The 11465-nt window shown below is 73.8% G+C and carries 12 protein-coding genes; 8 read left to right on the top strand and 4 right to left on the bottom strand.

What is annotated here, in order from left to right:
* Positions 1-21: 21 nt before the first annotated feature.
* From CEQ11_RS08660 to CEQ11_RS08650, 3 genes are all read left to right on the top strand, one after another.
* A complete protein-coding gene (locus CEQ11_RS08660) occupies positions 22-2754 on the top strand; it encodes a GNAT family N-acetyltransferase (RefSeq protein WP_088478343.1) in 2733 nt (910 codons plus the stop codon).
* A gap of 86 nt (positions 2755-2840) precedes the next feature.
* Complete coding sequence (locus CEQ11_RS08655; protein WP_067188597.1) at positions 2841-3506, top strand: DUF5998 family protein; 666 nt, start codon at positions 2841-2843, stop codon at positions 3504-3506.
* Positions 3503-4681: an alkaline phosphatase family protein gene (locus tag CEQ11_RS08650; protein ID WP_088478341.1), complete on the top strand. Its 1179-nt coding sequence runs from the start codon at positions 3503-3505 to the stop codon at positions 4679-4681. The genes CEQ11_RS08655 and CEQ11_RS08650 overlap by 4 nt, the downstream gene beginning before the upstream one ends.
* Positions 4682-4819: 138 nt before the next feature.
* Here CEQ11_RS08650 and sepH read toward each other — a convergent pair whose 3' ends face one another.
* On the bottom strand, positions 4820-6298 hold the full coding sequence (gene sepH / locus CEQ11_RS08645) for a septation protein SepH (protein ID WP_127913480.1): 1479 nt from the start codon (positions 6296-6298) through the stop codon (positions 4820-4822).
* Positions 6299-6635: 337 nt separating this feature from the next.
* Between sepH and CEQ11_RS08640 the strand changes: the two genes are divergently transcribed.
* On the top strand, positions 6636-6935 hold the full coding sequence (locus tag CEQ11_RS08640) for a DUF4193 domain-containing protein (RefSeq protein WP_070639280.1): 300 nt from the start codon (positions 6636-6638) through the stop codon (positions 6933-6935).
* 128 nt (positions 6936-7063) lie between these two features.
* Here CEQ11_RS08640 and CEQ11_RS08635 read toward each other — a convergent pair whose 3' ends face one another.
* A complete protein-coding gene (locus CEQ11_RS08635; protein ID WP_088478339.1) occupies positions 7064-7585 on the bottom strand; it encodes a DUF3093 domain-containing protein in 522 nt (173 codons plus the stop codon).
* 72 nt (positions 7586-7657) lie between these two features.
* Here CEQ11_RS08635 and dut point away from each other — a divergent pair, with 72 nt between their 5' ends.
* Genes dut through CEQ11_RS08615 form a run of 4 tightly spaced genes read left to right on the top strand, consistent with a single transcriptional unit; the run spans position 7658 to position 10010 of the window.
* On the top strand, positions 7658-8158 hold the full coding sequence (gene dut, locus CEQ11_RS08630) for a dUTP diphosphatase (protein ID WP_088478338.1): 501 nt from the start codon (positions 7658-7660) through the stop codon (positions 8156-8158).
* Positions 8159-8183: 25 nt separating this feature from the next.
* Entirely contained in the window at positions 8184-8942 is a 759-nt protein-coding gene (locus tag CEQ11_RS08625; protein WP_070639285.1) for a DUF3710 domain-containing protein, read from the top strand.
* A 1-nt stretch (position 8943) separates the two neighbouring features.
* Positions 8944-9237: a hypothetical protein gene (locus CEQ11_RS08620; protein WP_067191155.1), complete on the top strand. Its 294-nt coding sequence runs from the start codon at positions 8944-8946 to the stop codon at positions 9235-9237.
* Positions 9234-10010: a DUF3159 domain-containing protein gene (locus CEQ11_RS08615; RefSeq protein ID WP_227718818.1), complete on the top strand. Its 777-nt coding sequence runs from the start codon at positions 9234-9236 to the stop codon at positions 10008-10010. The genes CEQ11_RS08620 and CEQ11_RS08615 overlap by 4 nt, the downstream gene beginning before the upstream one ends.
* 41 nt (positions 10011-10051) lie before the next feature.
* Here the strand turns inward: CEQ11_RS08615 and CEQ11_RS08610 are convergent, their stop codons facing one another.
* Both CEQ11_RS08610 and CEQ11_RS08605 read right to left on the bottom strand, forming a co-directional pair.
* On the bottom strand, positions 10052-10726 hold the full coding sequence (locus CEQ11_RS08610; protein ID WP_088478337.1) for a TrkA family potassium uptake protein: 675 nt from the start codon (positions 10724-10726) through the stop codon (positions 10052-10054).
* The gene (locus tag CEQ11_RS08605) at positions 10723-11397 is read right to left on the bottom strand and encodes a TrkA family potassium uptake protein (RefSeq protein WP_067191159.1); all 675 of its coding nucleotides are present in this window, start codon (positions 11395-11397) and stop codon (positions 10723-10725) included. The genes CEQ11_RS08610 and CEQ11_RS08605 overlap by 4 nt, the downstream gene beginning before the upstream one ends.
* Positions 11398-11465: the final 68 nt, after the last annotated feature.

Here is an 11465-nt window from a genome sequence, read left to right as displayed (position 1 = left end):
AGATTGTCTAGGCTGAATCCTATGGGTGAGAAGCGTCAGAAGCCTGTATATCCCCGCCACTGGGAGGCGGACGTCGTGCTCAGGGACGGCACCACCGCCCGCCTGCGGCCGATCACTCCGGACGACGCGGACGGCCTGCAGGCCATGCACCGAGGCCAGTCGGAGTCCTCGATCTACCTGCGCTACTTCACGTACAAGTCGCAGCTGTCCAAGAAGGACCTCGAGCGCTTCACCGTCGTCGACTACAAGGACCGCGTGGCCTTCGTGGTCCAGCGCCGCGGCCGCATCCTCGGCGTCGGCCGCTACGACCGCTACCCGAACCAGGACGTCGCCGAGGTGGCGTTCAACATCGCCGACGACGCGCAGGGCCGCGGCCTCGGCTCCATCTTCATGGAGCACCTGGCCGTCGCCGCCCGTGAGAACGGCATCCGCCGCTTCACCGCCGAGGTCCTCCCGGAGAACCGCAAGATGCTCTCCGTGTTCCAGGAGTCCGGCTTCGAGATCGCCCGTCGCTTCGAGGACGGCGTCGTGGCCGTCGAGTTCCCCATCGACCCCACCGCCCGCTGGCGTGCCGTCATGGAATCGCGCGAGCACCGCGCCGAGGCCCGGTCCGTCTCCGAGATCGTCAACCCGTCCTCCGTGGCGGTCGTCGGCGCCTCCCGTCACCCCGAGTCGGTCGGCCACGTGGTCCTCGAGCACATCCTCGCCGGCGGCTTCACCGGGGACGTCCATGCCGTCAACCGCGAGGCCTTCGAGGTCTGCGGTGTGCCCGCCCACGCCCATGTGAAGGACATCCCGGGCCCGGTCGACCTCGTGGTGGCCGCCGTCCCCGTGGACGAGATGCCGGGCGTCGTCGAGCAGTGCGCCGAGCACGGCGTCAAGGGGATCCTTGTGCTCACCTCCGGCTACGCGGACGCCGGCGCCGAGGGCGTGGCCGCCCAGCGCGCGCTCGTCTCCCGTGCCCGCGCGGAGGGCATGCGCATCATCGGCCCCGCCTCGCTCGGCGTGATCTGCACCGACCCGAAGATCCGCCTGAACGCCTCCCCGGCGCCCGGCATGCCGGCTCGCGGCCGCATCGGCCTGTTCAGCCAGTCCGGCTCGATCTCCGCGATGCTCGCCTCCTCCGCCCTGCGCCGCGGCATCGGCGTGTCCACCGTGATCAGCGCAGGCAACCGTGCCGACGTCTCCGGCAACGACGCGATGCAGTACTTCGAGGACGACCCGCAGACCGCCGCCGTGGGCGTGTACCTCGAGTCCTTCGGTAACCCGCGCAAGTTCTCCCGGATCGCCCGCCGCCTCTCCCGCACCAAGCCGGTCGTGGTGGTCCGCTCGGACGTCACCGGACGCAACCTGCCCCCGGGCCACGAGACCCGCACCACCCGGGCACCCGAAGGCACCGTGGACTCCATGCTGGACCAGACCGGCGCGATCGAGGTCATGACCCACGAGGAGCTCATGGACCTCATGCAGGCCCTGGCCTCCCAACCGCTGCCGCGCGGCCGCCGCGTGCTGCTGGTGGGCGACTCCCTCGCCCTGGACCGCCTCGCCCGGGACGCCGCCTCCGCCGAGGGCCTCGAGGTCGTGGGCACCGTCGGCCTCGCCTCCGCCGAGGACGGCACCGCCCGCCACGCAGACGCCGTCCGCAAGGATCTGGAGACCGCGCTCGCCGACGGCCGCGCCGACGCCGTGGTGGTCATCGCCCGCGCCGGCCTGCACCAGTCGGCCGAGGTCCCCGCCGATCTGGCCCGCGAACTCTCGGACGCCGCCCGCGGCGCCGAGGTGCCGGTCCTGGTCTGCCTCACCGATGTGGTGGACCCGGAATACTCCGGTGCGCTGCTCGCCGGCTCGGCTCCGCTGGACGACGACGCCGAGCCCGGTGCCCTGCAGCCGGGCGTCCCGTTCTACCCGTCCCCTCAGAAGGCCCTGCGCGTGCTCGGCCGCCTGGCCACCTACGTGGACTGGCGGGACGAGGACATGGGCGAGCCGATCGAGCTCGAGGGCGTGGACCGCCACACCGCGGAGGAGATCGTGGAGGCCGCCGTGGCCCGCGGCAACAACGGCACCGAGCTCACCCGTCTCACCCCGGAGGAGACGGCGCGCCTGTTGGGCTGCTATGGCATCTCCACGCTCCCGTCCGAGCGCTTCAGCACCACGGATGAGGCCGTGGAGGCGGCCGAGCGCCTCGGGTTCCCGGTGGCCGTGAAGGCGGTCGACCCGCACCTGCGCCACCGTCTCGACCTGGGCGGTGTGCGGCTGTCCATCACGGACGCGGACTCGCTGCGCCGCAACGTGGAACAGATGCGCCAGGCGCTGAAGGCCTTCGGCGTCACCGAGCTCGAGGTGCAGGCCATGGCGCCGGCCGGCCAGGCCGTCACCGTCACGGCCCTGGAGGACCCGCTGATCGGCCCCGTGGTGTCCTTCGGCATCACCGGCGACGCCACCGACCTGCTGGACGACTGGGTGCACCGCGTCCCGCCGCTGACCTCCGGTGACGTCTCCCAGATGGTCCGCGCCCCGCGTGCCGCGTCCAAGCTGCAGGCCCACGGCGGTGTGCCCGCCGCGGACATGGGGGCCCTGGAGGACCTCGTCTCCCGCGTGGCCGCCCTCAAGGACGACCTGCCGTCTGTCGCCCGCCTGAGGTTCGCCCCCGTCCTGGCCGGCCCCGGCGGAGTCACGGTGCTGCAGGCCGAGGTGGACGTCGCGGACGCCGGCCAGCGCACCGACTCCGCCCGCCGTGCCATGCGCGGGGACTGACCTCGTGGACGACGCCCCTCGGCGCCGCCAGGGCGTCACCTGTGGATGCGGCGGTCAGGTGTCCGGGCGCCGATAGCATGGAGCCCATGACCCCGCTGCGCAGGAACCACGAGCACGACGACCACCGCTCACCGCTGAACCGCCTGGGCGCGGCCGAACAGGGCCGCCGCTGGACGGTGGGCTCGGGTCCGTCGCTGACCGAGTCCCTCGCCCGCGCCGGGTTCTACCCGGACCTGGTGGCGCACCACCTGGCCCAGGAGCTGGAGGGGCGGCAGCCACTGGCCCACCTGGTGCACGTGGACACCCACTTCGACTACGACGAGATCCACCGCCACATCACCGTGCTGGTGGTGTGCGAGGACGTGGTGGTGGCCGCGCACCTGGACGACCACCCGCTGGACACCGAGGGGCGCCGCATGCTGGCCCAGATCTCCACGGAGCTCGTCCCGGTGTCCGCGATCGGCTCCGTGGTGATCACCACCGGCCACGCCGAGCCCGAGCGGTTCCGCCCCACCGACCCGGTGGCCGAGATGACGCTGGCCGTGCAGTGGGCCGGCGGCCAGCGCCTGGACCTGCAGCCGGCCGGCTGCGCCGACCCGAACTGCGAGGCGGACCACGGCTATACCGGCACCTCCACGCGCGAGGACCTCGTGATCCGCGTGGCGGCGGACGCCGACGGGCGTGCCGCGGTCGAGGACGCCCTGGCGTTCGCCCGCACCCTGCGCCGCGTCCACTTGGCGGCGGTCGCATGAGCGCACCCGTCCCCGCCGGAGTCGTCCCGGCCGAGCGGCATCTGCGCTCCGTCATGGCCTCGGCGGCCGCGGCGCTCGGGGTGGAGGGGCTGGACAACGCGCTGGCCTGGCCGCAGACCCGCCGTGCCGTGGTCGCACTGGTGGACGGGCTCGGCCGCAACGTGCTGCGCCGCTACGGCGGTCACGCCCCGTTCCTCAAGTCCGCCATGGAGTCCCACGGCCGCGTCCTGCAGGCGCCCGTGCCGACCACCACCGCGGCCTCCCTGACCAGCCTGGGCACCGGCGAGGAGCCGGGCGTGCACGGCGTGGTCGGCTATGACGTGCTCGATCCGGAGCGGGGCGTGGTGGTGAACATGCTCGGCGGCTGGGACCCGGCCACCGTCCCGGAGCAGTGGCAGCCGCTGCCCACCGTCCTGGAGCGGGCCGAGGCGGCCGGCTGTGCGGTGGTCACGGTCTCCCTGCCTCTGTTCGCCGGCTCCGCGCTGACCCGCGCCGCCCTGCGCGGCGGCGAGTACCGGGCCGGCTCCACGATGGCCGCCCGCATGCAGCTGGCCCTCGGCGTGCTGGACAGCGTCCGGCAGCCTGCCCTGGTCTACCTGTACTTCAACGAGCTGGACAAGGCCGGTCACCGCGACGGCCTGGGCTCCGACTCCTGGCTCCATGCCCTCGAGGAGGTCGACACCACGCTGAAGCGGCTGCACGAGCGGATGCCGCCCGGCTCCACCCTCGGCATCACCGGGGACCACGGGATGGTGGACGTGCCCGACTCCCGTCGGCTCGACTACGCGGAGGTGCTCGACAACGGGCGTCTGCGCTTCCCGGAGCTGCTCGACGGCGTGGAACACACGGCGGGGGAGCCGCGCCTGGTGCAGCTGCACTTCGGGGCGGACGTCTCCGCCGAGCGCCGCGCCGCCGTGGCCGAGGCCTGGCGTGCCGCCCACGGCGCCTACGCATGGGTCCTGACCCGGGACGAGGCGGTGGCCGCCGGCTGGTTCGGCGCCAAGGTCGCGGACCGGGTGCGCCCGCGCATCGGCGACCTGCTCATCGCCGCCCACGGCGACCTGGCCCTCTACGACGGCCGCCGGGTCGGTGCCCACGCCTTCGAGATGGTCGGACAGCACGGCTCGCCCACCCGAGCGGAGCGTGAGGTGCCCCTGCTGCTGCTCAGCACCTGAGCGGGGAGAGCCCCTCCTGACGGTGCCCTGCCGTGCGTCCTGACGGTGCCCTGCCGTGCGTCCTGACGGTGCCCTGCCGTGCGCCGTCTCCCGTGCGCCGTCTCCCGGGCTGCTGGGGGGCGGAGGGCCCGGGAGGGGTCAGTCGTTCTTGCGGCCGAAGACGATCTCGTCCCAGCTCGGCACGGAGGCGCGGCGGGTCGAGGACTTCGACCGGGGCGACTCCTTCTGCGCGCCGGGCTTCGGCTCCGAGGTGTCCTTGATCAGCACGTCCGCGATGCGTCCGCGCGAGGTCCCGCGGCCGGAGGTCGACCGGCCGGGGCGAGGCTTCTGCGCGGCGTCCTCGTTGGCGGCCTCGTCCTCGGCGGCCTTGTCCTCGTCCTGCGGGTCCGTGGTCTCCTCAGCCGCGGCATCCTCGTCACGGGCGTCGGCGTCGCCCGCGTCCTCGTCACGTGCGGGGTCCGCGGAGCGGAAGGCGTGCACGGAGGCCAGCGGGCTGTCGTCGCCGGCGTCCTCGTCGTCCCACAGGTACTCGGTCCGGTCGGCCGAGACGGCGGAGCCGGCGCCGGTGTCGTCTGCGGCCGCCAGGGGCGGCTTCGCCGGCGGCTGCGGGTTCGGGGTCTCCTCTCGCGTGAGCATCAGGGCGAGGGCGTCGTCGGACTCCTCGTCTGCGCCGAGGCGCTGGCCGCGGCGGGCCCGGAGGATGTCGAGCAGCTCCTCGTCCGGGTCTGGGGCGGTGTCCGGGTGCAGGGCGGTCGGCTCGGCGGCCGGGCGCTCGGGGACGTCCCCCGCCTCGACGTCGAACGGGGTCTCGTCGTCCTTCGACCGGCCGGAGGGGATGTTCCAGGTCTCGGCGTCGGCCAGCAGCTGGGCCCAGCGGTTCACGTGGTCCACCTGCTTGGCGCCCTGGCGGAACGCGAACCGGGCCGGCGGCTGCTCCTGCGTCGGCTTGGAGCGCAGCCCTTCCAGGCTGAAGTCCGCGACCACGGTCCATGGGCCCGGGCCCTCGCGCCAGGCGTCCCAGGTCACGGCGTCCGCGTCCAGGCCGAGCTCCTGCAGCCGATGGGAGACGAGCTCGCCCAGGGTGCTCGGGCCGCCGTCCTCGACCGTGGAGGAGTAGAGGTCCGGGCCGCCGACCCACACCTCGAGCTGCTGGACCTGCTGTGCGATCCACGCGCGCTCGGCCAGGACCGGGTACTCGAAGATGCGGACACGGGCCAGGGAGGCGCCGGTGGCCTCGGCGACCTGCTCGGCGGTGGCGCCGGCGCGGATGCGGGCCTGGATCTCGCGGGGGGACACCTGGGCGGCCGGGACCTCGTCTGCGGCGTCGGCGCCGGGGCGGGTCGAGGAGCCCGGGCGGGGCCGGCCGACGGCGCCGACGTCGTCCTGCCGGCCGTCGGAGGCGGAGGCGACGTCCCCGGCGGAGGTGGGGCGGTCGTCGTCGTCCTTCTCCCGGGACGCCGTGGCGGCGGGGGAGTCGGCGGTGCCGCCGCCGGAGTCGGCGGTCACCAGAGAGCGCACCTCGTCGGTCAGGGGGAGGGTGTGCTCGCCGCCGTCCTGGTCGGTCAGCCGCAGGGCGGTGCCGTCCTCGGTCAGTCCAGCCGGTCGCATCTCGGCCATGGGCGCCAGTGCCTTCCTTCGGGTCGTCTCCGTGCTCACCGGTGCGGCGGCGTCGGCCCGGGCCCGGACGGGTGCCGTCAGGACCGGGCGCGCCTGCGCGCGTCCGTCGTCCGATCCTAGAACACGTCCACGCTGTGACGAACGGAACACGGATGCGGCCGGCTCTCATTTGGCACCGAGGCGACGATCGTGCACAATCTACGCGCAACGGCGCCGTGTGGTCAGCCCCTCGTCGGGGTGACGAAGCCCCACAGTGACCAGCGGTCCGTCCCCCTTTCTTCACCGGCGGTGCGGCCCGTCCCGCCGGTCCAGACCTGAGCGGAGCGTGAGATCCCCCATGGCCACCGACTACGACGCCCCCCGGAAGAACGACGACGACGGCACCGAGGACTCCATCGAGGAGCTGAAGTCCCGTCGCACGGACACCCAGTCCGCCGTCGTCGACGAGGATGAGACCGAGGCCGCGGAGGGCTTCGAGCTGCCCGGCGCCGACCTCTCCAACGAAGAGCTGATGGTCCGGGTGCTGCCCGCGCAGTCCGACGAGTTCACCTGCGCCTCCTGCTTCCTGGTCCGCCACCGCTCGCAGGCCGCGCGCGAGAAAGGCGGCCTCATCTTCTGCACCGACTGCGAGAGCTGATCCGCCGGGCGCACCCGCCGGCAGCAGACCACGCAGAGCGCCCCGGGCATCCGATCGGATGTCCGGGGCGTTCTGGCGTGTCAGGGCGGGTCGTGCGCAGCCTCTGGTCCCTTGCGCGGCGCTGCGACTCAGCGGTGCCCGTCGTGCTCCAGGTCCTCCGCCTCGGCGGTGTGCATGGTGCCGCCGAGGGCCTTGACGAGCTCCTGCGGACGGCGGGTGCTGGTCAGCCAGTACGGGGTGCGGTCGCGTTCGTCGGTGAGCTGGATGCGGACCACGGGGGAGATCCACCCGCGGATGACCGTGTAGGCGAGGCCGTGCAGACGGGCGCCGCGCTGCTGACGGGCGTCGTCGCCCAGGAAGCCGGTGACCTCGCCGAGGTAGGAGCGCTCGATGCGGGCCTTGCCGACCTGCAGGTCCGTGCCCGTCACCACGATCCGCGGAGTGGACGTGACCAGGACGATCGCCTCCACGATGAAGAACAGGACTGCCGCCACGATGCCGGTGGTCAGGTTGATCGGCGCGAACACCAGCACCGAGAGCGCGGCCAGCATGACGGCCACGACCCACACGCCCACGGACGGCGTCAGGCGCTCCTCGAACAGGACGGTCTCGGCCTCGGCGGCGGGGGCGGTCTGCTGGTTCTCACGCATGTGCTCCAGCTTCCCACACGCACCCTCCTCCGCCCGGCCCGGCGCGCGGTCGCTCGGGTAGAGTGGCCCGCTGTGAGTGACATCCACCGCATCCCTGTGCCGCTGCAGCTGCTGGACGATGGGCTCGAGCCGCCCGCCTACGCCGTCGAGGGCGACGCCGGCGCCGACCTCCGCACCTCCGTGGACGTGGAGCTCGCCCCCGGGGAGCGCGCGCTGGTCCCGACAGGCGTGGCGATCGCCCTGCCCGCCGGTTACGCCGCCTTCGTGCATCCGCGCTCGGGCCTGGCCGTGCGCCAGGGCCTGAGCGTCGTGAACGCCCCCGGCACCATCGACGCCGGCTACCGTGGCGAGATCAAGGTGCCGCTGGTCAACATGGACCCGTCCTCGCCGATCCGCCTCCAGCGCGGTGACCGCATCGCCCAGCTGGTGGTCCAGCCGGTGGTGCAGGCCGACTTCGTGCGCGTCGAGCGGCTCGAGGACTCCGCCCGCGGCGCCGCCGGATTCGGATCGACCGGAGGCTTCACCCCGGCCGCCGGACCGGACGCCGCCGCAGCCCCGCAGAACGACCGCTGAGCCGGACGCCCGCAAGGAGGAACGCATGATCTTCGGACGCAACCGCAACGTACGCCATGAGCAGGTCACCCTGCCCGAGGAGCTGATGGAGGACCGGGACCGCATCGCGGCCGGCCTGATGCCTGCCGGCGACGACACGACCGGCCCGTTCGACGTGGCCGACCGTCCGGACGCCAAGGGCTACATCGACCTCGGCTCCCTGCGCATCAAGGCCCGCCAGGGCATGAAGCTGCGCCTGGACTTGGAGGACAAGACCCAGCGCGTGATCGCCGTGACCGTCACCGCCGGCACGTCCGCCGTGCAGCTGCAGGCCTTCGCCGCCCCGCGCCGGTCGGGCCTGTGGGACGACCTGCGGGCCGAGATCCTCGACGCTCTGGGCACCACCCCCGGTGCCGTGGCGGACGAGCGGCAGGGCCGCTTCGGCACCGAGGTCATGAGCCGTGTGCCCGCCTCCATGCCGGACGGCTCGCCGGGCTGGAACGTGGCCCGCTTCATCGGCGTGGACGGGCCCCGCTGGTTCGTGCGCGGCGTGATCCAGGGTGAGGCCGCCCTGCACCCGGAGGACGCCGAGGAGATCGAGGGCGTCTTCGCCGACCTCGTGGTCGTCCGCGGTGAGGAGCCCGTCCCGCCGCGCGAGCTGCTCCCGCTGCGCCCGCCGGTCAACGCGCGGCCGGTACGTCGTCGTCGGCCGGGCGGCGAGTCCGCCGACGTCACCGGCGAGCGTGCCCCGGCCGAGGCCCCGCAGCTGCCCGAGCGCGGTCCCGAGATCACCGAGGTCCGCTGACATGGCCGAGACGGTCGAGCGCGTCGGCGTGGTCGCGACCGTCACGGTCCCGGCGGCCGACGCGGACGCCGTCTTCCGCGCCGAGCTCGCGGAGGCCCTGCCCGAGCCGGGGCAGGAGTCTGCCGAGGACACGGTCGTGCTGCTCTGGCATGGGCGCCGCCGAGTGCCCCAGGTGCTGCCCGGGCAGTGGCTGCGCGTGCGCGGAACGCTGACCACCGCCGACGGCGTCCCCACCGTCCACAACCCCGCCTACGACCTGGTTCCCGCACCGGGTCGCCGACAGGAGCGTCCGTGACCCAGCCCGACGAGCACCCCCGTCCCTCCGGGCGTCCCGACGACGGCGGCGCACCCGGACAGCACCGGCCCGCCCCGGCGCCGGGCCGCGACGCCGCTGAGGCGGACGCGCCCCTGTCCCCGGACGCGCCCTCCGCGCTGATGCGCTCGTGGGGCGGGTCCGCACGGCTGGACGAGAAGGGCCGACTGGACCCGTTGGCGAGTGTGGGCGGCTGGCGCGGCATCGTGGAGGCCTCGCTGCCGACCTTCGTGTTCATGGTCGCCTTCATGGTGACCCAGGCGGTGTGGCCCTCCGGCGTCGCCGCGGTGGGCGTGGCCGTGGTGATGGGCGCGGTGCGCCTGGTCCAGCGGCAGTCTCCCGTGCAGGCCGTCGCCGGCCTCGCCGTGGTGGTGCTCTGTGTGGTCATGGCCCTCACCACCGGGCAGGCCCGCGACTTCTACGTCTGGGGCTTCGTGACGAACGGTCTCTACTCGCTGGGGTTCGTGGTCTCGATCCTCGTCGGCTGGCCCGTGGTGGGCCTGATCTTCGGCATGGTGCGCGGGGAGGGGGTGGACTGGCGCCACGACCGTGCCCGCCGCCGCGCCTACGCGGTGGCCACGTGGATCATGGTGGCCGTCATGCTCACCCGTCTGGCGGTGCAGCTGCCGCTGTATCTCGCCGAGGCCACGACGGCGCTCGGTGTGGCGCGTCTGGTGATGGGCCTGCCGTTCTACGCCCTCGGGCTCTGGCTGGCCTGGTCCGTGTCCGCGCCGCGGAGGACGGCGGCGGGCTGAGGCGGGGCGCCGTCCCCCGGGCCGGTGCGCGACGGAGTCGGTCAGGACCGACCGTCCACCGGGTCCACGAGCAGGTCACGCAGCGTCGCCTCCGAGTCCGTCGAGCTCAGGAAGAACACCTCGTCCCCGGCCTGCAGCACCTCGTCAGCCTGCGGCGTCCGCGGGCGGCCGTCGCGCACGACCGCCACGAGCGGGGCCTCGTCCGGCCAGCTGATGGAGCCGATGCGCCGTCCGACGGTCCAGTGGTCCCGGGGCACGGTGTACTCGGACAGCGCCGCCTCGCCGGAGCCGATGTCCAGCAGCCGGACGAGGTCGCCGGTCTCCACCGCCTCCTCCACGAGCGCCGTCATGATCGACGGGGTGGAGACCGCCACGTCCACGCCCCATGCCTCGCCGAACAGCCAGTGGTTGCGCGGGTTGTTGACACGGGCCACGGTCCGGCCGACGCCGAACTCGCTGCGGCCGAGCAGGGACACCACGAGGTTCGCCCGGTCGTCGCCCGTGGCGCACACGAGCACGTCCGCCCGGTCCAGCTCGGCGCGGCGCAGCACGGACAGGTCCGCGGCGTCGCCGACCAGGACGGCGGCGGAGCCCAGGTCGGCGCGCTCGGCGATCTCGTGACGGTGCTCGATCACGCACACCTCGTGCCGGCGGGCGCACAGCTCCCGTGCGATGGACGTGCCGACCGCGCCGGCCCCGACGATGACCACCCTCATGACTCCTCCTTCTCCGGTGCCCCGGCCACGAGGGCCTCGACCTCGTCACGGCGGTCCACCGGGTGCACCAGGTGCACGACGTCGCCCTCCTGCAGCAGCGTCTCCGCGGAGGGGACGACGCCCTCGCCGAAGCGGGTCAGGTACGCCACCCGGGCCTCGGTGACCTCCTCGAGCTCGCCCACGGATCGGCCGTACCAGGACGCGGCGCAGGTGAGCTCGCCGATCAGCAGCTCGCCGGAGGCGTCGCGGTGCTCGGAGCGCCCGGTGCCGGCCGGCAGCAGGCGGGAGAGGATGCGGTCGGTGGTCCACTGCACGGCGGCCACGGTGGAGACGCCGAGGCGCTGGTACACGGTCGCCCGCTCCGGGTCGTAGATCCGGGCCACGGCATGGCGCACGCCGTAGTGCTCGCGGGCCACCCGGGCGGCGATGACGTTGGTGCTGTCGTCCGCGGAGACCGCGGCCATGCCGACGGCCTGCTCGATCCCGGCCCGGCAGAGGATGTCCTGGTCGAAGCCGACGCCGGCGACGGTGGTGCCGGAGAAGTCCTCGCCGAGCGCCTCGAAGCGGTGCCGGTCGCGGTCCACCACGGCCACCGAGTGGCCGGCGTCCTCGAGCGTGCGGGCCAGGGCGACGCCGACGCGCCCGCAGCCCAGGATGACGAAATGCGCCACGGTGAGTGCCTCCTCCTGCGGCCACGCTGGCCGCCGATCGCCATCATCCCACCCGGAGAGGACCGACG

Origin of the sequence: Micrococcus sp. FDAARGOS_333 (assembly GCF_002206575.2) — a bacterium.
Lineage (GTDB): Bacteria > Actinomycetota > Actinomycetes > Actinomycetales > Micrococcaceae > Micrococcus > Micrococcus lylae.
The sequence above is the reverse complement of the archived record's forward strand: the minus strand, read 5'-3'. Positions and strand labels throughout refer to the sequence as shown.

Excerpts from the sequence above, each read along its gene's own strand:
- sepH (WP_127913480.1), bottom strand. The coding sequence starts at position 6,298 with ATGGCCGAGATGCGACCGGCTGGACTGACCGAGGACGGCACCGCCCTG.
- CEQ11_RS08620 (WP_067191155.1), top strand. The coding sequence starts at position 8,944 with ATGGCCGAGACGGTCGAGCGCGTCGGCGTGGTCGCGACCGTCACGGTC.
- CEQ11_RS08660 (WP_088478343.1), top strand. The coding sequence starts at position 22 with ATGGGTGAGAAGCGTCAGAAGCCTGTATATCCCCGCCACTGGGAGGCG.
- CEQ11_RS08655 (WP_067188597.1), top strand. The coding sequence starts at position 2,841 with ATGACCCCGCTGCGCAGGAACCACGAGCACGACGACCACCGCTCACCG.
- CEQ11_RS08640 (WP_070639280.1), top strand. The coding sequence starts at position 6,636 with ATGGCCACCGACTACGACGCCCCCCGGAAGAACGACGACGACGGCACC.
- CEQ11_RS08625 (WP_070639285.1), top strand. The coding sequence starts at position 8,184 with ATGATCTTCGGACGCAACCGCAACGTACGCCATGAGCAGGTCACCCTG.
- CEQ11_RS08635 (WP_088478339.1), bottom strand. The coding sequence starts at position 7,585 with ATGCGTGAGAACCAGCAGACCGCCCCCGCCGCCGAGGCCGAGACCGTC.
- CEQ11_RS08610 (WP_088478337.1), bottom strand. The coding sequence starts at position 10,726 with ATGAGGGTGGTCATCGTCGGGGCCGGCGCGGTCGGCACGTCCATCGCA.
- CEQ11_RS08650 (WP_088478341.1), top strand. The coding sequence starts at position 3,503 with ATGAGCGCACCCGTCCCCGCCGGAGTCGTCCCGGCCGAGCGGCATCTG.